At 43.3% G+C, this 22,148-nt stretch carries 26 protein-coding genes and 1 other annotated feature; of the genes, 17 read left to right on the forward strand and 9 right to left on the reverse strand.

Annotated elements, in window-relative coordinates; translation table 11 throughout:
* Window positions 1-135 precede the first annotated feature (135 nt).
* Together IM475_RS13875 and IM475_RS13880 are read right to left on the reverse strand one after the other, a co-directional pair.
* The gene (locus IM475_RS13875) at window positions 136-804 is read right to left on the reverse strand and encodes a DUF3226 domain-containing protein (protein ID WP_353737453.1); all 669 of its coding nucleotides are present in this window, start codon (window positions 802-804) and stop codon (window positions 136-138) included.
* Window positions 782-1,873 carry an AAA family ATPase gene (locus IM475_RS13880; protein ID WP_287727953.1) on the reverse strand — a complete coding sequence of 364 codons (1,092 nt, stop codon included), beginning with the start codon at window positions 1,871-1,873 and terminating at the stop codon, window positions 782-784. The genes IM475_RS13875 and IM475_RS13880 overlap by 23 nt, the downstream gene beginning before the upstream one ends.
* A 180-nt stretch (window positions 1,874-2,053) precedes the next feature.
* Between IM475_RS13880 and IM475_RS13885 the strand changes: the two genes are divergently transcribed.
* The 6 genes from IM475_RS13885 (at window position 2,054) to IM475_RS13910 (ending at window position 7,470) form a co-directional block, all read left to right on the forward strand.
* Window positions 2,054-3,559 (forward strand): UbiD family decarboxylase, encoded by a 1,506-nt coding sequence (locus IM475_RS13885; RefSeq protein WP_287727954.1) that lies wholly within the window; start codon window positions 2,054-2,056, stop codon window positions 3,557-3,559.
* A gap of 644 nt (window positions 3,560-4,203) precedes the next feature.
* Window positions 4,204-4,320 (forward strand) — a sequence feature (ribosomal protein L10 leader region).
* A gap of 102 nt (window positions 4,321-4,422) precedes the next feature.
* Complete coding sequence (rplJ, locus tag IM475_RS13890) at window positions 4,423-4,971, forward strand: 50S ribosomal protein L10 (RefSeq protein ID WP_287658721.1); 549 nt, start codon at window positions 4,423-4,425, stop codon at window positions 4,969-4,971.
* A gap of 43 nt (window positions 4,972-5,014) precedes the next feature.
* A complete protein-coding gene (rplL, locus tag IM475_RS13895; RefSeq protein ID WP_287658720.1) occupies window positions 5,015-5,407 on the forward strand; it encodes a 50S ribosomal protein L7/L12 in 393 nt (130 codons plus the stop codon).
* A gap of 104 nt (window positions 5,408-5,511) precedes the next feature.
* Entirely contained in the window at window positions 5,512-5,607 is a 96-nt protein-coding gene (locus tag IM475_RS13900) for a photosystem II reaction center protein T (RefSeq protein WP_071823417.1), read from the forward strand.
* 122 nt (window positions 5,608-5,729) lie between these two features.
* On the forward strand, window positions 5,730-6,245 hold the full coding sequence (nrdR, locus tag IM475_RS13905; RefSeq protein WP_287727955.1) for a transcriptional regulator NrdR: 516 nt from the start codon (window positions 5,730-5,732) through the stop codon (window positions 6,243-6,245).
* Window positions 6,246-6,477: 232 nt separating this feature from the next.
* Window positions 6,478-7,470, forward strand: coding sequence for a 30S ribosomal protein S1 (locus IM475_RS13910; RefSeq protein ID WP_002737013.1), 993 nt, complete (start codon window positions 6,478-6,480; stop codon window positions 7,468-7,470).
* A gap of 150 nt (window positions 7,471-7,620) precedes the next feature.
* On the opposite strand, the gene IM475_RS13915 is transcribed toward IM475_RS13910, so the two are convergent.
* Window positions 7,621-8,643, reverse strand: coding sequence for an adenylate/guanylate cyclase domain-containing protein (locus IM475_RS13915; RefSeq protein ID WP_287727956.1), 1,023 nt, complete (start codon window positions 8,641-8,643; stop codon window positions 7,621-7,623).
* Between the two features lie 51 nt (window positions 8,644-8,694).
* A complete protein-coding gene (locus IM475_RS13920) occupies window positions 8,695-9,396 on the reverse strand; it encodes a DUF3120 domain-containing protein (RefSeq protein WP_287727957.1) in 702 nt (233 codons plus the stop codon).
* A 171-nt stretch (window positions 9,397-9,567) separates the two neighbouring features.
* Between IM475_RS13920 and IM475_RS13925 the strand changes: the two genes are divergently transcribed.
* The gene (locus IM475_RS13925) at window positions 9,568-10,236 is read left to right on the forward strand and encodes a hypothetical protein (RefSeq protein ID WP_287727958.1); all 669 of its coding nucleotides are present in this window, start codon (window positions 9,568-9,570) and stop codon (window positions 10,234-10,236) included.
* Here the strand turns inward: IM475_RS13925 and IM475_RS13930 are convergent.
* On the reverse strand, window positions 10,233-10,667 hold the full coding sequence (locus IM475_RS13930) for a VOC family protein (RefSeq protein ID WP_287727959.1): 435 nt from the start codon (window positions 10,665-10,667) through the stop codon (window positions 10,233-10,235). The genes IM475_RS13925 and IM475_RS13930 overlap by 4 nt on opposite strands.
* Window positions 10,668-10,921: 254 nt before the next feature.
* Complete coding sequence (locus IM475_RS13935) at window positions 10,922-11,437, reverse strand: TIGR02652 family protein (RefSeq protein ID WP_045357972.1); 516 nt, start codon at window positions 11,435-11,437, stop codon at window positions 10,922-10,924.
* A gap of 108 nt (window positions 11,438-11,545) precedes the next feature.
* Between IM475_RS13935 and IM475_RS13940 the strand changes: the two genes are divergently transcribed.
* The 6 genes from IM475_RS13940 (at window position 11,546) to IM475_RS13965 (ending at window position 16,143) form a co-directional block, all read left to right on the forward strand.
* Window positions 11,546-12,097, forward strand: a complete 552-nt coding sequence (locus IM475_RS13940; protein WP_287727960.1) for a gamma carbonic anhydrase family protein — start codon at window positions 11,546-11,548, stop codon at window positions 12,095-12,097.
* Window positions 12,098-12,162: 65 nt separating this feature from the next.
* Window positions 12,163-12,282 carry a photosystem II protein Y gene (locus IM475_RS13945; protein ID WP_012265998.1) on the forward strand — a complete coding sequence of 40 codons (120 nt, stop codon included), beginning with the start codon at window positions 12,163-12,165 and terminating at the stop codon, window positions 12,280-12,282.
* 199 nt (window positions 12,283-12,481) lie between these two features.
* A complete protein-coding gene (locus tag IM475_RS13950; RefSeq protein ID WP_287727961.1) occupies window positions 12,482-13,816 on the forward strand; it encodes an FAD-binding oxidoreductase in 1,335 nt (444 codons plus the stop codon).
* 316 nt (window positions 13,817-14,132) lie between these two features.
* The gene (gene purB, locus IM475_RS13955) at window positions 14,133-15,428 is read left to right on the forward strand and encodes an adenylosuccinate lyase (RefSeq protein WP_287727962.1); all 1,296 of its coding nucleotides are present in this window, start codon (window positions 14,133-14,135) and stop codon (window positions 15,426-15,428) included.
* 72 nt (window positions 15,429-15,500) lie between these two features.
* Entirely contained in the window at window positions 15,501-15,833 is a 333-nt protein-coding gene (locus tag IM475_RS13960) for a nucleotidyltransferase family protein (protein WP_193978917.1), read from the forward strand.
* Window position 15,834: 1 nt separating this feature from the next.
* On the forward strand, window positions 15,835-16,143 hold the full coding sequence (locus IM475_RS13965; protein WP_228020789.1) for a HepT-like ribonuclease domain-containing protein: 309 nt from the start codon (window positions 15,835-15,837) through the stop codon (window positions 16,141-16,143).
* Between the two features lie 191 nt (window positions 16,144-16,334).
* Here the strand turns inward: IM475_RS13965 and IM475_RS13970 are convergent, their stop codons facing one another.
* Window positions 16,335-17,036, reverse strand: coding sequence for a DUF4276 family protein (locus tag IM475_RS13970; RefSeq protein WP_287727963.1), 702 nt, complete (start codon window positions 17,034-17,036; stop codon window positions 16,335-16,337).
* Window positions 17,037-17,046: 10 nt separating this feature from the next.
* Window positions 17,047-18,474, reverse strand: coding sequence for an AAA family ATPase (locus IM475_RS13975; RefSeq protein ID WP_287727964.1), 1,428 nt, complete (start codon window positions 18,472-18,474; stop codon window positions 17,047-17,049).
* Between the two features lie 402 nt (window positions 18,475-18,876).
* Here IM475_RS13975 and infC point away from each other — a divergent pair, with 402 nt between their 5' ends.
* Window positions 18,877-19,407, forward strand: a complete 531-nt coding sequence (gene infC / locus IM475_RS13980; protein ID WP_002797889.1) for a translation initiation factor IF-3 — start codon at window positions 18,877-18,879, stop codon at window positions 19,405-19,407.
* Between the two features lie 196 nt (window positions 19,408-19,603).
* Here infC and IM475_RS13985 read toward each other — a convergent pair whose 3' ends face one another.
* Window positions 19,604-19,897: a (2Fe-2S) ferredoxin domain-containing protein gene (locus IM475_RS13985; protein ID WP_287727992.1), complete on the reverse strand. Its 294-nt coding sequence runs from the start codon at window positions 19,895-19,897 to the stop codon at window positions 19,604-19,606.
* A 186-nt stretch (window positions 19,898-20,083) separates the two neighbouring features.
* On the opposite strand from IM475_RS13985, the gene IM475_RS13990 reads away from it, so the two are divergent.
* From IM475_RS13990 to IM475_RS14000, 3 genes are all read left to right on the forward strand, one after another.
* Window positions 20,084-20,785 (forward strand): NnrU family protein, encoded by a 702-nt coding sequence (locus tag IM475_RS13990; RefSeq protein WP_287727965.1) that lies wholly within the window; start codon window positions 20,084-20,086, stop codon window positions 20,783-20,785.
* A gap of 88 nt (window positions 20,786-20,873) precedes the next feature.
* Window positions 20,874-21,215 carry a thioredoxin family protein gene (locus IM475_RS13995; protein ID WP_287658704.1) on the forward strand — a complete coding sequence of 114 codons (342 nt, stop codon included), beginning with the start codon at window positions 20,874-20,876 and terminating at the stop codon, window positions 21,213-21,215.
* 264 nt (window positions 21,216-21,479) lie between these two features.
* On the forward strand, window positions 21,480-22,136 hold the full coding sequence (locus tag IM475_RS14000; protein WP_287727966.1) for a vWA domain-containing protein: 657 nt from the start codon (window positions 21,480-21,482) through the stop codon (window positions 22,134-22,136).
* Window positions 22,137-22,148: the final 12 nt, after the last annotated feature.

The raw sequence follows: 22,148 nt of genomic DNA on the forward strand, positions 1-22,148 counted from the left end.
CAGACATGGCTTTTTTTCTCCCCTCGCTCTACGGCACTCACTGCTTTCTGTCTTAAATCATCACTATAGGGTGCTGCCATGAAAGCTTCTCCTCATTTCTTTTTCTCTATTATGTCCTAACTATCCCGCTCTTTGCTATAATACCTCATGCTCAAAGTTCCAAATGTCTTTTTTGGTTAAAGCATGGGATAAATTACAATATTTCTTAGCCTCTCTTTTTTCATTCTGTGATGGTGTATCTTCCCTGATATAGTTTTGAATCCACAATTTATCAATTTTTTTACGATTTATATCAATATTTTTTTGTGCAATACAGGATCGCCAAGCTTCTACACAATCAGCATGGGGAGAATCTTGGGTTTTAATTTCTCTCAACACTGTCTCTAGTTCCCCCTGTTCATTAACATGAAGAAAATGACAACCTATTTGAGTATTCGTAGAAGCATTTAATTGAAATAGCTTTTGGATATCATCTATCCTGGCTGCTTCTCTAAAAACTCTTTGAATACATTGACTAACCAGAGCAAGTCTTTCTTCTCTGGTTTGTTCATCTAAATCTAAAACAATACCTATCTTTTGAATATCATCTTTGAGCAGGGTGTTATTAAGTCGTTTCAGTCGTTGTTCAAGGCTACGATAATTTTCTCGTTCTATTCCGTCTAGAGTATAAAATTTAACAATAGTTATCGTTAGATGAGTTGATTCCTTAATATGCTCAATAATAGCTCGTAAAAAAGCCGCATCATCTTGACTTTCAACAATCATTACATTAGCCACGATTCTACTCACCTCTGATTCGATCATTATGCTTGAGAGCGTAATCTAAGATATCTAATTCACTTTTAATACCGATAATTTTATCAGTTCTGGGACTCCTTGCTAGTTCAAAATAGGCCCCCTGTTCTGGATAATATTCTAACCCCACATCGGCAAAAGCTTGGATCATCTCTAAACTATGGGTTGTGGCAAAAATTTGGCTATCTAGTTCGATAGCTAATCGGAATAAAGTTTTCCAAATATCTGGGTAAGCAGTATAGTGAAGACCATTTTCTATTTCATCGATAAAAATGATTTTTTGCGGATTAAGCAGCAGAGCAAAAATCATCTCTATTAGACGATTAATAGCTTCACCAAACAGAGATATTGGTAGGCGTTTTCTCTCTTTTCTTTTCAGATATAAATTTGGTTCGCCCAGAAAAAAACTTTCTATTTTCTCAATAGACGGATCGAAAATTTGTAGAGCTTTTAGCACTTCTTCTTCCTGTCCATTAAAAACTATTTTAGTATAGGACTCGCTCAATTCTTCCAAAGATTTATTGACAGATGCGGCAATGATTACTGGTTCCTCATCACCCCCATCAGGTAAAGCTAGTATCTCCTTAGAACTGGCAATTAAAAAATAGTTCATTTGCTCATCATTTGAGTCATTATCATGGTCAAAACTTGTGTGAATATTTAAGATAGAAATAACTGATGGATTTTTAGCGATAAAATCGTATAATTTTTGCAAGTCTTCAGGGATGCCTAGAACAGTATCTTTAAGAGAACCAGAAATCGATATTTTTACCAATTTATCTCCTTGGTTAGATTGGGAGCCTTTTAACTCAATAATATTTTTTCTATCAAGATTGAATAATAAATCATCCCAAGCATTTTTAGGAACAGCCCGAACAACTGCTAAAGATTCCTTGCGAATAGCTTCTCTGACTTCATGAATAGTATTTGGATAGGGATAACTATACAAAAATATTGCCTCCAATAGGGCAGTTTTCCCTGAATTGTTTTTACCACCAATTAAATTAACTCGCTCAAAACCTTCAATTTTGGTATGCTCAAAACATCTAAAATTACTAATTTCAATATCCTTAATCATGTTGACCTCCGGGCTGAATAAGCATAAATTTAGGGTTAGGAATGAAGCTGGCAAGATGGGGATTTTTTTACTTAATTCTAGACGAGAATCGCCTCCAACTCTGAAAACGGTGACTATCCCCGACAGAAACTGCCGCCCTAAGAGATAATAGAGACAGGGATTTATTTACATTTCTTCATCATGGCTAGAGACTTACGAGGATTTATTAAGCTTTTAGAAGAGCATGGGCAATTACGCCGCATTAGTGCATCGGTCTCTGCCGATTTAGAAATTGCCGAGATCGCTAATCGGATGCTACAGGTGGGGGGGCCGGCCTTACTGTTTGAAAATGTGCAAGGAGCAGAGTTTCCCGTCGCTATTAACCTGATGGGAACGGTAGAACGCATCTGTTGGGCGATGAACCTGAATAAACCCGAAGAATTGGAAGATTTAGGCAAAAAACTCGCCCTCTTGCAACAACCGAAACCGCCGAAAAAACTCTCCCAAGCGATCGATTTTGGTAAAGTGTTGTTTGATGTCCTGAAAGCCAAACCCAACCGTAACTTTTTCCCTGCCTGTCAACAGGTGATTTTAGAAGGGGATGAAGTAGATTTAAAGAAAATTCCGATGATTCGCCCCTATTCTGGCGATGCAGGCCAGATTATCACCCTAGGGCTAGTAATTACTAAAGATTGCGAAACGGGAACCCCTAACGTCGGTGTCTATCGCTTACAGCTACAGTCTCACAATACCATGACCGTCCACTGGTTATCCGTGCGCGGTGGGGCGCGTCACCTGCGAAAAGCGGCACAGATGGGCAAAAAATTGGAAATAGCCATCGCTTTAGGGGTTGATCCTCTAATTATCATGGCCGCCGCCACTCCTATCCCCGTAGATCTCTCAGAATGGCTGTTTGCGGGATTGTACGGCGGTTCTGGGGTACAGTTAGCCAAATGTAAAACCCTCGATTTGGAAGTGCCGGCCGACGCAGAAATCGTCCTGGAAGGAACAATTACCCCCGGAGAGGTATTGCCAGATGGACCTTTTGGTGATCACATGGGTTACTATGGCGGTGTGGAAGATTCACCCCTGATTCATTTCCACTGCATGACCCACCGTCGCGACCCCATTTATTTAACCACTTTTAGCGGTCGTCCTCCCAAGGAAGAGGCGATGATGGCTATCGCTCTTAATCGTATTTATACACCGATTTTACGGCAACAGGTGTCGGAAATCAGGGATTTTTTCCTACCCATGGAAGCTTTAAGCTATAAAGCGGCGATTATCTCCATTGATAAAGCCTATCCCGGACAAGCGCGGCGAGCGGCCTTAGCTTTTTGGAGTGCCTTACCCCAGTTCACCTATACTAAATTTGTCATCGTCGTCGATAAGGAGATTAATATTCGCGACCCCCGGCAAGTGGTTTGGGCAATTAGTTCTAAAGTGGATCCGGTTCGCGATGTGTTTATTCTCCCGGAAACCCCCTTTGATAGCCTCGATTTTGCCAGCGAAAAGGTCGGTTTGGGGGGGAGAATGGGAATTGATGCCACCACTAAAATGTATCCCGAAACTGACCACCAGTGGGGAGAACCTTTGGAGTCGGATCCGGCCATGGCGGTCAAGGTTTCCCAACGCTGGTTAGAATACGGTTTAATCGATATTAATTTACAAGAAGTAGATGCCAATAAGTTTGGCTACGAAATGTAGATTTAACCGACTAAGCTGTAAGCTAAGAGGCATTTTAAAAGATCTAGAACCTTGTCTTCTGACAAAAGATTCCTAAACTTCAACAAAAATGATTCTACAGATAATGGTAAACCCAAAGGTCAATGTAGAGATTGTGATGATCGGTGAGTGGGCAACCCTAACAATAAAATTATTTTGCCAGAGACTGAACCATAGACCTCTTGTAAAAATCAAAAATTGTTGTTAGGGTTAGTATCCAGTCGTCAGTAGTTAATAGTCAGGAGAATTAAGAATGAACAATAAGCGGTTTATTCGCAGATTTTATGCAATTTAATCCTTATTGCTGCCGTTTTTAAATCCTTAAAAATTAACTATGCAAGAGGCTTAATTAATTGAGCAGCTATATCAGTAGTCTGCCAAGTAATGCTCAAAAATTAGGCTTTCTTCTTCGTTGTGTGATCAGTTTAACTTAATATAGGAGCGATCAATCTTTGTGTCCTTTGTGTCTTTGTGGTTCGTTCCACTCACTCGCCAGCAGCACTGTATCTTAGAATACATCGGGTTTTAGACTTGGCGTTCAACGAGGATGCCTGTCCTACTCGTCAGGATTTTGCCTCTGCCCACTCCCTCCCAGTGCTTGACATAAATCCCGCAATAATGTTAAGATGGGAAGCTGGCTTAAGCCAAAGACAGCAGGTGCGAAACAGCTTAAATACCCTGCCGAGGTCAAAGCGAGAAAACAGCAGCCAAAAAGACTAAAGAGAGATTTTTTCTGTCTTGGTCGTGCCTGAACTGATTCTCTCCACTCAACCCCGGCGCTACAAGGGGTTATTTTTGCGCCTGTCTGTGGAACCGGTCCCCCGCATACAGGAGGTGAACAAGGGATGGGGAGAAGCAGAGAAAGCAAGGGAGTAATTCTAGAAGAATTAAAAACCTCCCTGAGCGAAGCTCAATTAACGATGGTCATCGACTATCAAGGTTTAACCGTCGCCGAAATCAGCAATCTACGCCGCAAATTGCGCCCCACGGGAACGATTTGTAAAGTCACCAAAAATACTTTGATGGGATTGGCGATCGCTGAAGATAGTGGCTGGGAACCGATGAAAAGCCTTTTATCGGGAACATCCGCCTTTCTGCTCGTAAAAGAGGATATCGGTGGAGCTTTCAAGGCCTATCAAGAGTTCAAAAAAGAAAGCAAAAAAACCGAATTGCGCGGCGGTGTCCTCAAAGAAGGGACAAAAGGTCAACTGTTGACAGAAGAGCAGCTCAAAGCGATCGCTGATTTACCGTCGAAAGAACAGTTAATCGCTCAGGCCGCCGGAGCAATCAACGCCATTGCCGCCAAACTGGCCCGCAGCATCAACGAAGTTCCCGCATCTTTGGCCCGTGCCGTCGATGCTGTGGCCCGTCAAGAAGAAAAAGAAGCGGCTTAATACCGCGCCAATCAATCACTGAAAACAATTAGGAGTCTAACCCATGTCTGCTGTAGCTGAAATCTTAGAAAAACTCAAAACCCTTACCCTCTTAGAAGCTGCTGAATTAGTCAAAGGTATCGAAGAAACCTTCGGAGTTAGCGCCGCCGCTCCGGCCGGTGGCATAATTATGGCTGCCCCCGGGGCTGCTCCTGCAGCCGCCGCTGAAGCTGTGGAAGAACAAACCGAATTTAACGTCGTTCTCGAAGAAGTTCCCGCCGACAAGAAAATTGCTATCCTCAAGGTAGTGCGCGAATTGACCGGTTTAGGACTCAAAGAAGCGAAAGACCTAGTAGAAGCCGCTCCCAAAGCGGTTCAAGAAGGCGTTAACAAAGACGAAGCCGCCACCGTCAAGAAAAAACTGGAAGATGCCGGGGCAAAAGTTAGCGTTAAATAGCTCGCCACTGATTCTGGGGATGTAGATTACATCCCCAGGCAAGCTGAAAAGCTCATTTCCTGATACTATAGGATTGTCATAGCAATCTTGTAGGATGTCCAACCATGGAAAGCGTCGCTTACATTTTGGTTTTAACTATGGCTTTGGCGGTAATTTTCTTCGCCATCGCCTTCCGGGAACCTCCCCGGATTCAAAAGTAAATTTCTTAACTCCGTTTAATAATTTTCTTCCCTGAGCCGCCCGCTTGCCAAAAGCAGGTTAGCGGCTCTGGTTTTCGTATTTAAAGGCTTAAATTAAAGGTTCCCCTCACCGAGCGCCTCCTATGCAATGCCCTAATTGTCAGCATACCGATAGTCGCGTTTTAGAGTCCCGTTCCTCCGAAAACGGTCAGAGCATTCGTCGTCGTCGTGAATGCTTACAATGTAAACATCGCTTCACCACCTACGAGCGCATCGAATTCGTGCCGATCACGGTGATTAAAAAAGATGGTAAACGGGAATCTTTCGATCGCTGCAAACTGCTGCGCGGTATCGTCCGGGCCTGTGAAAAAACTGGCATTCCCCACCTAAGATTAGAGGCGATCGTCAATGATATCGAATCCCGTCTGCAGCAAGACTCAAAACGGGAGGTAACCAGTCAGGAGATCGGTCAATTAGTCCTAGAATACCTCCGGCAGGAATCGGAAGTGGCTTATGTTCGCTTTGCTTCGGTTTACGGCAATTTTCAGGGAATTAGAGACTTTATCGCCGCTTTAGCGCTGCTGCAATCCTCCGAAATCGAACGCGCTCATCCTTCTTGGTCTCCAGTGGAAGAAGCCAGCGTGATCACCTCGTCTTAAATAGTTCCCGATTCAGTTATAATTAGGATCCCTTGTGCTATTTAAAGCCCAAGCTCTGGTTGGATTCTTAAAAGTCATTCTTGAGGCAGATTGCCTCCAAGAAAGCCGGATGCGGCAGTTCATCCCCTAGGCCCCGCCTAGTAACTAAATTAGGAGGCATCTCCTTGATTTAGAAACTGTACATCACATAGGAGGAAAAACCTACGGAAATTCCGAGGCCCAAACAACGTACATGACCACCCAAAAAACTGCAAACAAAAACATAGGCTTTACCCATGAAGATTTTGCCGCCCTTCTAGACAAATACGATTATCATTTCAGTCCGGGAGATGTTGTCGCCGGGACTGTTTTCAGCATGGAACCCCGGGGAGCGCTCATCGATATCGGTGCTAAAACCGCCGCTTTTATCCCCGTGCAGGAGATGTCGATCAACCGCGTCGATAATCCCGAAGAAGTTTTACAACCCAACGAAACCAGGGAATTTTTCATTCTTACCGACGAGAATGAAGATGGACAGCTAACCCTGTCGATCCGTCGCATTGAATATATGCGCGCTTGGGAACGGGTGCGTCAATTGCAAAAAGAAGATGCTACCGTGCGCTCGAATGTTTTCGCCACTAACCGTGGTGGGGCATTAGTCAGAATTGAAGGTCTCCGCGGCTTTATCCCTGGTTCTCACATTAGCACCAGAGAAGCGAAAGAGGATTTAGTCGGTCAGGAATTGCCCTTAAAGTTTTTAGAAGTGGACGAAGATCGCAACCGTCTGGTTTTAAGTCATCGTCGCGCTTTAGTGGAACGCAAGATGAACGGTTTAGCCGTGGGACAGGTGGTAATCGGTTCCGTGCGCGGAATTAAGCCCTACGGTGCTTTCATCGATATTGGTGGAGTCAGTGGTTTACTGCATATTTCCGAAATCTCTCACGATCACATTGACACCCCCCACACGGTTTTCAATGTCAATGATGAGTTGAAAGTGATGATTATCGATCTCGATGCCGAAAGAGGTCGCATTTCCCTCTCGACTAAACAATTAGAACCAGAACCGGGAGATATGCTAAAAAATCGCCCGTTAGTGTTTGAAAAAGCCGAAGAAATGGCGATTAAATACCGAGAAAAACGTCTAGCGGAAGCGGAAGGCCGGACTGTCTCGGAAGTAGTCGAAGAAATCGAAGTTCCCCCCGCCTTGGAGGAGGAAGATTTGGTTCTCGCCGCCACCGAGGAGTAAGTCAGTTATCAGTTATCAGTTATCAGTTATCAGATTTGAGTTTTAAGTGTACAGTATTAAATAGAAGTTTCCTACTGTCTTTTCACTGATTACTGTTTACTGATCACTGATCACTGAAACGTCTCCCAACTCCCCGTTTAATTTCAATCTTCAGACACTGCCGATAAATCCTGTAATTCCAGTCATCTCCTCACTAATATTGGCATCGAGGAAACGCTCCAAGTCATCAAAAGTGGTTCCGTAGGCAATAGTGCTATCGTGGTATCCTTTCAGACTGACGGTATGTTGAGCAAAAACCTGCTGGAGATGGGGTAAACCGATGAGATAACTGTAGGTAGTTGCTCCGATGGCTAAATCCTTGCCCATTTCTTTAGTAGCCGACTCTAAACGAAAAGCGGCGTTGACTGTATCCCCGATCGCCGTATAATCTGGATGTTCACCGCTGCCAGTATTGCCGACCATGGCATAACCAGTATTCACCCCCGCACCGATGCGTAATTTAAAGGGTAAGGGATATTGTTCGCTTAAGGTGCGAGTCATGTTATGTAGTTGCGTAATTGCTTGGAAAATTTGCAGGATATCGTCTTGATCGACTTCCTGTTGGCCGTGAAACCAGATGGCCATGATCGCATCACCAATATATTTATCTACCCAACTGCCAGAACTGCGGACAATACCCCCGGCATGGCGAAACCAACTGCCAATCAGAGAAGAAAGCACTTTTTCGTCTAATTGCCTCGTTAAAGCCGTAAAATTCCGCATATCTACCACCATCACCGATGTTAAGCGCCGTTCATGGACGGCGGAGGTGAGGGTATCCCATTCTAGATTGCGCGGTTGCTTGCCCACATTGGTGGGAGCAGGACGATAGAACTGCACCTCGGTTTTGCCAAAGGTGATCTGCTCTTGGCTATGGATAGTCACCGGAATGGCTACCCTTCTGCCATTGACAAAAGTTCCATTGCGACTACCGAGATCGATCAGATAAAAATCCCCTGTTTCCGTGGATTGTAAAATAGCGTGATTACGAGAGATACAGTGATCTTTAATCACGATATCGTTATCTTTGCTCCGTCCGATTGTCCAGTAAGCTCTCCCCACGAGAGGGAAAAAACGCTGGCCTCTCTCGGTATGGAGTAGTAAATAGGGATTTTGTCCTAGTAGTATATCCACGGGTGCATAAGCGGCAATAGATAGACTGCACTAATTATATAGCTTATTCTCTTAAGCCAGAGAAGCGGTAATCCAAAATAAACCATCGACTAAAATTGTACTCAATACGGCTCCGCTAAATGCCCACCAATGACATACCCTTTTTTGCAAAGGATAAATACCGATCGCTAAGAGCAGGTTGAGCAGCACGATCGCCCAACTGATGCCCCAGGGGGTCTCAATTTGGGCCAAGGCGTTATGAAATATCGGCGATACTAGGTTGGGGTCTAGTTCCACGGTCATTAATTGTCGCCAGTAGGGAATTAGTCCCGTTAGATAGAAATATACATCGGTGATGGCGGTCCCTAACAAAGAACCCAGATAGAAAAGATTGCCCACTTTGCCGCGACCTTTGTATAATCCCCAGAGAACAAAGGGCAGCCCAATCGCTTCCATGGGAATATGGATCAACGGTTCCCAACGCCACCAACCCCAGTACAGAGAACCTGCTAACCAACTCCAACTAAAGCCCAAAAGTAAATCCCCCCAAAGACTGATTTTTGCTTGTTTGAGCAGCCAAATCCCTAACCCCACCCAGAAAACGGTTAAACCTAGGCTAATTTCGGGATAGTAGCGCACTAGGGGCGCTTGCATGAACACGGGGACCGATACCAGAAATGCTGCTGTCCAAAAGACGGATTGACATTTTTCCCAGTTAGGGACTAGGGGTTTCAGCCGATCGGGATTGCTGGGAACTAGAGTAGAGTTGAGCAAAGGATTTCAGAATTGTTACGAAACTTTACTTATATCAAGATACATCATTCTCTCTCCACTATATCCCCCCTAGAAGATTTTGATAAATTAAAAAGGAAAATTGAGGGAGAATAACTTAGTGCTATCCTGTTAAAATCGAAACGACAGCAGCGATCGAGGAGTGCAAAAAATATGGCAGCGGGCCATGAAGAAAATCCCAGAATGCCCCTAGATAAAGTTATTTTTGTCATTGCTTGCGTCTATCTAGGTTGGGTGGTGGCATGGCTAATCAGTCAAAAAAATGCCCCTGTCTCTCAAAATGGCACGATTTCCCGGGAAGATCAAAAATTTATTGCCTATCTGCAATCATCCCTTGCTATTATTGATCGCCAAGGTCAAACTTCATCCCCCGATCCTCATCCTTCTCCCCAAAATATCCCTTCCTCGGTAGCCACAGTTCCACCACCACCCCCCGCTAATTTACCAGTTAATAATACTCCCCAGATCATAGAAAGAATTTACGTTCCCGTTTATCCCCAAACCCCTGAGACTACTGCCAAACTTGTCCCAGTTACACCCTCAAATACCGACATTTCTGTACCACCATTACCAGCTGCTCCCCAAGGGAATCGACCAGTGGCAGCGGTTATTCCTACCAATAATCAGGTGAAAAATATTCTGGTGGGGGTGATGGATTTAGGCGATCAATCTTCAGCTTTATTTGATAATAAGGGCATAACCACTCGTATTTCTCCGGGGGAATTTATCAATGGCTGGACTTTAGTGGAAGTTGGTAGTCAACAGGTTATTTTGTCTCGCAACGGCCAAACGAAAGTCTTAGAAGTGGGACAATCTTTTTAGGTTAAACGACGGATAAATTCTAGGGGTAAACCGTCTGTATCGGCAATAAAGGTGACTTCATAGACATGATCGCCGATCATCTGTTGTTGGGGGGGCAAAAGAATGTTTAAAGGTTGATATAAATCGGCATCCTCTTGATGGGCTTGCTGAAAGCTATTTGTTAATTTTTCTAACCATGCTGGTAAATTGCTGACATTTTCTGTTATGTCAAAAGACAAGTGATAATAACCGACATAATGCTGATCACTAAAGGCATCGGGGGCGGGTTTCGGTTGAGGAATTTGGATTAATTCGATGCGTCCGTTTAACCCCGTTAACCAACAGGCCAAAGTATAACCCGTAGTGAATCTTTCCTCTAGGGTAAAACCGAGAAGTTGATAAAAAGCGATCGCCCGATGGATATTAGCGGTACGAATAGAAGCATGGTGCATTTTCAGTAATCAGTGATCAGTAATCAGTAATCAGTCAGAATTCGGGGTTGATAAGCAATCCTTCATTGATCTGCCTCCCGATTCAGTTTTAAGGTTCAGTAATCAGTGAGCAGTAATCAGTAATCAGTCAGAATTCGGGGTTGATAAGCAATCCTTCATCGATCTGCCTCCCGATTCAGTTTTGAGGTTATGAGTTTATTAAGTGAGATTATTCACTGATAACTGTTTACTGATAACTGATAACTGATAACTGATTAATCAAAAAGACGAAAATAGGGGTAACGTTTGGGAACCCCCGGTTCTTTTTCCAGATCAAAATTAATTACATCCCAACAGGGTTGATCGGGGGCATCGGGGCTAAATTCTACTGGTAAACCGTAGAGACGGGGAATAGTGGCTTCACCCGGTCCATTACCGCGCCAAGTGGTGTTACGTTCTAGGTAGGAACTAACTAGATCGCGATAACGGTTGGCAATAATTACTTTAGTCGCTTTAAATCCTTGAGTATAGAGGCGATCGAGTGCTTCGTGAATCTCAAAACGAATACCATCCGGGTGGGTGTGTTGACGATACCACTCACCATTCCAGAGTCGCCAATGCCGTCCTGACTGCAAGTGAACCAACTCACCCGTTTTGGGATCGGCTTCAAAAGCCCCATGGCGCGGACACAAATAGGTATCCGTCAAAGTGAGGGCGGGGATTAGCTGCCGACAGTGAGGACAATGGATATCGGGGCCAAAAACAGGGTATTGTAAACTTGCATTGATCATGGAAGAACCTAAACTAAAAATTGCTATCTTTGTACCAATAAGCCTATCCATATTATACCCAACCAAATTGGACGGGTATTCTCTTTCGACTTTAGTGCAGATCCTCCCATGTCCTTAGATAACTTAAGATCAACTTCTAATTTCTGGCCGATTGTCGATGTCAGTCAAGCGGCTTTTATTGCCCCTAATGCCACGGTAATGGGCGATATTTCCCTAGCTGTGGGGGTGAGTGTTTGGTATGGGGCGGTATTGCGTGCCGACGTGGAACGCATCGAAATTGGGGCCTATACTAATATCCAAGATGGGGCGATCCTACACGGAGATCCGGGCAAAATTACTATCCTTGAAGATTACGTTACCATCGGGCATCGGGCGGTAATTCACGCAGCCCATATTGAACGCGGTTGTTTAATCGGCATTGGGGCAGTGATTCTCGATGGTGTGCGCGTCGGGGCGGGTAGTATTGTCGGGGCGGGTAGTATTGTGACAAAAGATATACCACCGCGATCTTTAGTGGTGGGCATTCCCGCTAAACGTGTCCGGGAAGTCTCGCCAAAGGAGGCTCAAGAGTTGATCGAACACGCCGAGCGCTATGCTAAACTTGCCCTCGTTCATGCGGGAAAAGCTACTGATACCGGATTCCCAAAACGGGCGGATTAGGGTATAAATATAAAATGAGAATCAAGTAACAATCTTTTAAGCACTGACCGAGGAGAAGGAAATCTATGGACTGGAGAGTGTTGATCGTTTTAACCCCTTTGCTTATTGCTGGTGGCTGGGCTGTCTTCAATATCGGCGCTGCCGCTCTTAGACAAGCTCAACAGTTTCTCAGCAAACAAAGTTAATAATAGTTTATAGTTCTTAGTAAAACCGACCGCCTAGGCGATCGGTTTTTAATTTTTTCTTTTTGAATTATGAATTATGAATTGGGGTATGGGGAGAACAAATAAAAATAATCTCCTGAATCCTGACTCCTGAATCCTGTCTCCTGACTCCTAACCCCTAACCCCACCAATACACTTTTTCAGCAAACCCTACCTAACCATGAAATCTAACTATCAAAATCTCATTGAAGAACTTTCCCGTCTGGAAATTATCACCGATCCGGGGCAAGTGGCGAAACTTTCCTTAGATTATTATCATTTTAGTCCCATTTTAGAAGCACAACTGCAAGATAAACGGGCTGATTTAGTCATTCGTCCCCACAATAGCCAAGAGGTTATTGACATCGCTAAAACCTGCGTTAAATACCAAATTCCTTTAACAGTTAGAGGTGCGGGTACAGGTAATTATGGTCAATGTGTTCCCTTGCAGGGCGGAGTAATTTTAGACACAACCAAACTAACAAAAATTATCTCGATCGAACCGGGTACAGCACGGGTAGAAGCGGGGGTAAAAATGGCATTTTTTGATAAACAAGCTCGCGCAATTGGTTGGGAATTAAGAATGGCTCCCTCTACCTATCGGACGGCGACAATTGGCGGTTTTATCGGGGGTGGCAGTGTGGGCATGGGTTCGATTAATTATGGACAATTAAAGGATAGAGGCAATTTGCAAGCAGTGCAGTTAGTCACCCTAGAAACAGAACCCAAAATTATCGAATTACGGGGGGATGAAGTAGAAAAAGTCAATCATGCCTACGGAACCAATGGCATTATTACCGAGTTAGAAATAGCCCTCGCTCCCTGTTATCCTTGGGCAGAATTTATCGTTACTTTTACCGATTTTATCACCGCCGCTAAATTCGGTCAAGCACTCAGTGATAGTGATGGCATCGTTAAGAAAATGGTTAGCGTTCACTCTTGGCCAATTCCTGCTTATTTTATCGCTCTTAAGGATTATTTACCCACGGGGAAAGCGGCAGTTTTGTTAATAGTATCGGACAGCGATCGAGTCGCCTTAGAGTCTTTAATTAAAGAATATAATGGTGAACTTACTTACTATAAAACGCCAGAAGAAACCCAAAAAGGCAACAGTATCTTAGAATTTACTTGGAATCATACCACTCTCCATGCGCGTAGTTGTAACCCCAAAATAACTTATCTACAGGCTTTTTATTTTAATCTAGCCACGGTGGAGAAACTCTATAATTATTTTGGAGAGGAAATAATGATGCACCTAGAATTTTTGAGATTTCAAGGTAAAGTTATTCCCGCCGGTCTTCCCTTGCTAGAATTTACCACGGAAACTCGATTAAATGAGATTATTGCTATCTATGAACAACAGGGGGCAGCCATTGCCAATCCTCACACTTATATCATGGAAGATGGCGGCAGCCGACAGATTAATCCGCTACAACTAGAATTTAAAAAACTCGTCGATCCCTACGGATTGAACAATCCGGGTAAAATGCGAGCATGGGTTGAAGCAAGGGGGTAGGGGTTCGATTCAAGCTAAATTAAACAAGATAGTTCACCGCGGCTCTCTTGGATTTGGTGGGTAAAATGTATTCTAAGATATAATCCTCCTAGAGAGGGGGTGGAACGAACCACAAAGACACAAAGGACACAAAGATCAATCAATCATATTGTAAGTTAAACTTATCACACACAACCTAGAAGAGCCTCACCGCTACTACCGAATTACTAACCGCTAAAAAGGGAGTGGGGAAAACAAAACTCCCCGCTGCTCCTTGCCTATTCCCGGACTTGCCCCGATCCGATACAATTAAACGGTTGTCTTGGAATAATTAATAGTGATCGAGCGTTATACTCTCCCTGTGATGGGGAATTTGTGGACGGATAGATATAAATATCAAACATGGCTAGAGGTAGAGATAGCCGTCTGTGAAGCGCAGGCAGAATTAGGCTATATTCCCGCGGATGCAGTGGAAGAAATTAAGGCAAAAGCTAATTTTGATCCCGATCGCATTTTAGAAATAGAAGCAGAAGTGCGCCACGATGTCATCGCCTTTTTAACAAATGTTAACGAGTATGTGGGCGAGCCGGGGCGTTATATTCATTTGGGTTTAACCAGTTCTGATGTACTAGATACTGCCCTATCCTTGCAATTAGTCGCCAGTTTAAACCTGATTCTAGAACAATTAGAAGATTTTATCCAAGCCCTGCGCTATCGCGCCCAAGAACACCGTTATACAGTCATGGTGGGACGTTCCCACGGCATTCACGCCGAACCGATCACCTTTGGCTTTAAACTAGCGGGATGGTTAGCGGAAGTGCTGCGAGGACGCGATCGTTTAATTCGCTTGCGCCAAGACATCGCCATCGGTAAAATATCCGGTGCAGTGGGAACCTATGCCAATATTGACCCGAAAATTGAGGCGTTAACCTGTCAGAAGTTAGGATTAGAACCGGATACCGCTTCCACTCAAGTGATATCGCGCGATCGACACGCCGATTATGTGCAACAATTAGCCTTATTAGCGGCTTCGATCGAACGTTTTGCCGTGGAGATTCGCAACCTGCAAAGAACCGATGTCCTAGAAGTGGAAGAATACTTTTCCAAAGGACAAAAAGGCTCCTCCGCTATGCCCCATAAACGTAATCCCATCCGTTCAGAACGCTTAACGGGAATGGCGAGAATTATCCGTAGTCATAGCGTTTCCGCTTTAGAAAATATCGCCCTCTGGCACGAAAGAGATATTTCCCATAGTTCCGTAGAACGGGTGATGCTGCCGGATGTTTGCATTTTGACCCACTTTATGCTTAAGGAAATCACCGATTTAGTCAAAAATCTGCTGGTGTATCCCGAAAACATGAAGCGAAATATGAATGTTTACGGTGGCGTGATTTTCAGTCAAAGAGTTCTTTTAACTTTAGTGAGTAAGGGAATTAGCCGGGAATCTGCCTATAAAATCGTCCAAGAAAACGCCCATCGCGCTTGGAACACCGATAACGGCAATTTTAAAGCTTTTATCAGCCAAGATGAGCGAGTTACCGCTATTTTATCCCCCGACGAGATCGAAAGTTGCTTTGATCCCCAGCAGCACCTAAATCATCTTAATAGCATCTACCAAAGGTTAGATATTTAAGGAGCTTTCAGTGATCAGCTATCGGCCACGTTTTTGAGATCGGCAATTTGAAACCTTGGGAGTAATCATGCCATGACCATTACTGCGAGCGACCTACCGATGGAAAAAATTGCCCAGTTTTGCGATCGCTGGCAAGTGACCGAATTCGCTCTATTCGGCTCCGTCCTGCGCGAAGACTTCCGCCCCGACAGCGACATTGATGTTATGGTGGAATTTCATCCACAAGCTCATCCCACATTCAGCACCCTAGACCAAATGGAAGCAGAGCTAAAAACCATCTTCCATCGAGATGTTGACCTGATTACCCGCCAAGGCATTGCCACCAGTCGCAACTACCTACGCCGTAATCAAATCCTTTCTTCGGCTCAAGTGATTTATGCAACGGGATCCCCAATTCCTGCTTGATATGCTGCAATCCGCAGAACTGGTCATGATCTACACGGCTCAATGCTCGAAAGCTGAGTTCGTCGCCAATGTACAGCTTCAAGATTCAGTCATTCGACGGCTCTTGGTGATTGCCGAAGCCGCCGGACGAGTTTCCCAAACAACCCGACAAAACTTGCCCAACATTGCTTGGCAAGAAATCAAGGGAATGCGAAATCGGTTGGTACATGAGTATGATGATGTCAACCTCAATATCGTTTGGGATGTGGTTCAATCGCAGCTCCCATCACTAATTGAGGAGTTAAAGGGGCAAATTCCTCCTGAACGTTGAGGGTTGTTAGGCGGAAGTAGCGATCGCATAGGGAGAACTAAATCGACGACAGGGAACGCACCTTATGCCATTTTTCTTTATTCGTGGCAGACATCTTACTCCCATTTTCTTTTCTAGAATAGGGTTTGAGGTTGGAGGCAATTAACCATCTCTGCCATTACTTTAGAAAAATGGTATTAGCAAGGTCCTATTCACCTTTGATCAGGATTATCCTCTATATTGTTGACTTTCGTTAATTGTGGAAAAATATCTCGTACTGCCTTTTCAAATTTTTTGTAGGAAGACAAGGATTCTAATTTCGACAATGGGATTTTTGTACCAAGCGGTGAATATAAATCGTCAATTTTTAGTTTATTTCGATACCGTTTAGTCATACCTTCTCTGGCTTTATTGATGGCATTTTTAATCGTTTCTTTCGGATTGCTAAAAGATTCGGGTTCTTTATCGATTGCTAACTCACTATCACTTTTATTTGTACACAATTCTTTTTTTAGTAATTCTTTGTCTGCTAATATCCAGGCTTCAGTCATTTGTATTGGAACGATAGCAACTAAATTTTTACATAAGTCTCGCTCGTCTGATTTAATAGCATTAAAAGCCGGATCAATTCTTTCCTTAAATGCGTTTTCATCTGTTTTATCATCTGCGTCTGCATGGAAGCACAAAACCATTGCTCCCTTCTCCACCGCTTGAATTGCGTATTGTTTAGCTTTTTTTCGGATATTTTCGCCAGAGATTTGTGGAAGACAAATTGGGTCAAAAATTTCTATTTCTTGTTCATCTTCAAAAGCAACTCTCTCGAAAGTGCGCTTAATAATATTCGGTAAAAATCTATGATCGGAACTGCCTTCTGTAGCTAATGCAATAATTATTTGTTTGGTTTTTTTTGCCATCTTAATTGATTTATGTTAATTGGTTTTGTTGATTTTTAATATTTTTAATCGCACTTTCAGCATCAGCAGTTTTTAGATATTCGACAACTTCCGAGAGAGTTAGCTTGGCCTCATTTTCGGAGAAAAATAAGGTTAATTGCTTTTTATTCTCTTTGATAACAGGGTGAAAATTACTGCTTTTCATCTTAATTCGCTTCCCTTCAATAGTGGATATTATAGTGGTAAGTTGAGAAAGCCAAATGCTGACATTTTTATCATCTTGCCAATTAATTAATTGACTCACCAGAACCGGAGAATGAGTGTTCACTATTACTTGGCGTAAAGGCATTTCAGTATCTTCAAAATCGACAGTTAGCTCTTTTAATAATCTTGCCATTGCTTCAATAAGAAAAGGATGAATGCCATTTTCTGGCTCTTCAAAACACAGTAATCCTGTGTGTTGTCGGTCGTATTGCAGGACACATAATGTTAATAAACGTAGGGTTCCTTCGGAAAGCACTCTCGAAGAAAACTCCCGACCATCATCACCTTTTACCTTGATAATAAATTGTCCATTTGCTTTGTCATCATAAACATTAACTTCTGTGAGATTCGGTAGCAGATTATTGAGATCACGGGAAATTGCTGTGAGGGTATATTCATCATCTTGTTTGATGCGAAATAAAGCAGCGGCTAAATTCTTTCCGCTTGCTGTTATTGTATCTCTGATGCCTATATCTTGACGAGTAGGTTCTCGCAGATCTTCGGGATTAAGCTGCATAAACTTCCAACTCAGCATTTCTTGTTTGGCGGCTAATATATGTTTAAAATCTATAGTATTATTCATGCTGCTTAAAACAGTTTGTGATGCGTTTTTTGTGGGAAATACTTTTTTATTCCCTTGTTGACCATCTTGATGTACAACAATGGTAGCAATACCATTAATATCTTCAGTCTTAATATAAGGAATCGCTCTCCTACCCGTTACTTTTGGTCGCCAAGTTTCCAATACTGTCTTAGGAATATAATTTTTTACCCAATTATCTTCATTGTGCTTTAAATTTTCTAAACGTTCATCAACAATATACAAGTTTTCAAAGCCACTTATATTAGACTCTCGTTTAATTTTTAATTGATAGCGCAACCTTGTATATTTAAGATCGACTTCCCCACCCCAATTATCTCTTACCTTGCGATTGACTAACATTTCAACTATAAATTCCATTTCCGTGGCGTAGTCGTCCTCATCATACTGGGTAAAAAGTTCGCTAGGATGTCCTCGCTGCTCGCTAAAAGCCGTCTTCAGATCCACTTCTGCCAACCGCGCCAACAATTGCAAAGCATCAAATAAATTACTCTTACCAGAAGCATTAACCCCAGCAACTACAGTAAGCGGCGTGAATACCATTTCAAAATTATGAAAGGATTTAAAGCCATGAATTTTAATATAAGTAATCATAGTTTTAGGCGATAAGTAATATTAAAACATCAGCGCGACATTTAACCATACTGGAAAATCTTATCAACTTTCGCCCGATACCGTCCTACTATAATCTAGACATTGGTTTACAGGGGTAGTGCGATGCCGCCGATTTTGTCGGGTGCGTTACCTGCTGCAACGAGGGAGAACGCACCTTACCGATCGATTCCTGAGAGTATAGGGTCTTAGTCTAACAAAGCCCATAGACAACAGCTTATCTGGCTGACGGCCGGGGGCTGAGGACCGGCGGCTAAAAATTAACATTGCAAGAAAACTTAACAATTGGCCAAGAAACTCGATCGAGTAGGTAGAATAGCAAGTAAACCATTTTGTAAACTCCAACCGATTAACTAACTAGAATAGAGATAACCCAGAACGCCTGTGATAGATAAAAGACGCACTACTCGCGATCTCCCCCAAATTAACGAAAGAATCCGCTTTCCCGAAATCCGCGTTATCGATAGCGACGGCTCTCAACTGGGAATTATTACTCCTGCCGAAGCTTTGCGCGTGGCCGAAGAAAAGGAACTTGATCTCGTCCTCGTCAGTGAAACGGCAAGTCCTCCCGTTTGCCGGATTATGGACTATGGTAAGTACAAGTTTGAACAGGAGAAAAAGGCCCGCGAAGCCAAGAAAAAACAGCATACAGCCGATATAAAAGAAGTTAAAATGCGCTATAAAATCGATGAGCATGACTACAACGTGCGAGTCAACCAAGCGCAACGTTTTTTAAAAGCGGGAGATAAGGTAAAAGCGACGATTACCTTCCGAGGTCGGGAAATTCAACACTCTAACCTAGCGGAAGAATTACTGGCTCGCATGGCCAAAGACTTACAGGATGTGGCTGAGGTACAGCAAGCACCAAAAAAAGAAGGTCGTAACATGATGATGATGTTATCGCCGAAAAAATAACTAACTAATCCGGAAAAAGGGGCTAAGTCCCCTTTTTTGTTCTTCGGAAATCCCGAAAGGAAACCAATAATCTAAAACAAATGTATTATCCGAGAATTAAGTCTCTGGATTGCAATCACAGGCACTCACAGGGGTTAACCTAGGAGCAAAAGACTATTGTGAAGCATAGCCTAAAAATTGATGACCGAGTTTACTGCTATTGAGCGTGAATGCGTGGATGGAGTAAACGCTCGACCGGTTGACCGTTTTTTAAATGTTCTTCGACAATCTGATTGACATCCTCTGGTTTAACACGACAGTACCAAGTTTCTTCAGGAATAATCCTCACCGTGGGGCTAGTGCTACACTGTCCTTGACAGCTACTGGTCATAACGATGACATCTTCTGGGAGAGCTGCCGTTTGCCATGCTAAAAGAAGCTCGGACGCACCCTGCACCGAACAGGAAGAATGCTGACAGACCATCACAAATCGCTTTTGGGGATAAGACATATTATCTAAAAAGTTGCAAAATTGGATAGTTCCCCGGTTATATTCTTGGGAGTCGCTTTGGGGAAGCATAGTTTTATTTTGCCCCGAATCCCCAATACTGGCAACACAAAAAAAGGGGGCGAAAAATTAACCATCGATCTTTAAAATAGAGTTCAGAGAAAAATTTAGTCAATCAAGAGGGTAAAAGTGGCATTCGCTAGTCATTGGATCATGTTAGGTTTATTACTGGGTTTTGCTGTCGCCCATAGCGGATTAGCCAGTTTACGAATGGGGGGAGAAGCTATCATCGGTGCGCGACTGTATCGGGTATTATTTGCCCTTGTGAGTATTCCTCTAGCGGTAATTTTAGTAGTTTATTTCTTCAATCATCGTTATGATGGTTTGCTTCTCTGGCAAGTACAGGGAGTCGCTGGAGTTAAAACCCTAGTTTGGATACTTTCGGCCATTTCTTTTTTCTTTCTCTATCCTGCCACCTTTAACCTGCTGGAGATTGCCGCTATCCAAAAACCCCAGGTTCATCTCTACGAAACCGGCATTCTGCGCGTTACCCGTCATCCCCAGATGGTAGGACAGGTGATCTGGTGTATTGCCCATACCCTCTGGTTAGGGACAAGCTTTACCCTATTGACTTCCCTAGGTTTAATTGCCCATCATCTTTTTGCTGTCTGGCATGGCGATCGCCGGTTAGAGAACCGTTACGGAGAGGCATTTTTAAAGGTGAAAGAACGCACCTCGGTGATTCCCTTTTTAGCAATTATCGATGGTCGGCAAAGCCTAAAATGGCAAGAATTCCTTCGTCCTGCCTATCTAGGAGTAACAGGGTTTATTCTACTCCTCTGGTGGGGGCATCCTTGGCTAATGCAAGCAACAAGTAAAATTTATTGGTGATTTTGCTCACAACCCCTTTCCTGTTGATCCCGATTGGTGTAGAATGGTTTCTATATCAAAATCAAGTTTTCATAAAATACGTTTAGACATGATACTATCCGTCAACGAAAAGAGCTTCCCTAAGCTAGTTTTAGAGTCTTCTCGTCCGGTACTCGTGCATTTTTGGGCTCCCTGGTGTGGTTTATGTCGTTTAATCCAACCCACCCTCTTTTCTTGGCAAAATGAGTGTCAAGATGCGATTCAATTAGTCGGTGTCAATGCCGATGAGAATTTTCAATTAGCTAATAGTTTTCGTCTGCGTAGTCTGCCTACGTTAATTCTCTTCGATCAAGGTGTTCCCGTTCATCGTCTGGAGGAAATTCACAGTCGCGAGGAATTGCATCAAACCCTGCGACTAATGGCCAAAAATCAAATCCTGCGTTTAGCTTAAGGGAAAGATACCTTTTCTGATGGGTTCTGTGGGTAAAATGTCTTCTAAGATACGGTAACGCTGGTGGGTGAGTGGAACGAACCACTCCAGACACAGAGAACACAAAGATCGATCGCTCTTATATCAATTAAACTTATCACACAAAGAATAAGAGAGCCTCTGATGGGACTGGCAGAGATAATATAATAGGACAAAAAGTAGATAATCCCAATTCCTACAACTCCCATAGTTCCCCCAGTTCAAAAAATTAGGAGGCTTAAAAAAATGCCGATTGGTGTGGCTGAATTTGTCGAAAATCAGGAAAATCGCTGTCCTGTGGTATTACTACTGGATACCTCTGGTTCAATGTCAGGGGAACCGATTAAGGCTCTCAATGATGGTATCAAAACCTTTCAGCAGGATGTGATGCGGGATACCCAAGCGACGTTGAGCGTAGAAACCGCCATTGTTACCTTTGGTAAGGGAGGGGTTAAAACCGTGCAAGATTTTGTCGGGATTGATCAATTTACGCCACCGACTTTAACCGCAGGAGACTTAACTCCCATGGGAAAAGCGATTGAATTGGCCTTAGATTTAATCGAAGATCGTAAAGCGATTTATAGAAATAATGGTATCCAATATTATCGCCCCTGGATATTTTTAATTACTGATGGTGCGCCTACGGATCAATGGAATCTGGCAGCGCAACGGGTAAAACAAGCAGAAGCAGAAAATCGGGTTTTATTTTTTTCTGTAGGTGTTCAGGGTGCTGATATGGAGAAGCTTAAACAGATTTCTAATAATCCCCCCGTGTTACTCAATGGGTTAGATTTTCGGGAATTATTTCAGTGGTTAAGTAACTCAATGAAACGAGTTTCTGGTGGTAAAATTGGAGCGGCGATCGCTTTACCACCAGTGAATTGGGGACAAATTACCACCTAGAGGACAGTTAAT

The organism is Microcystis sp. M061S2 (genome assembly GCF_020245605.1).
Taxonomy (GTDB): domain Bacteria; phylum Cyanobacteriota; class Cyanobacteriia; order Cyanobacteriales; family Microcystaceae; genus Microcystis.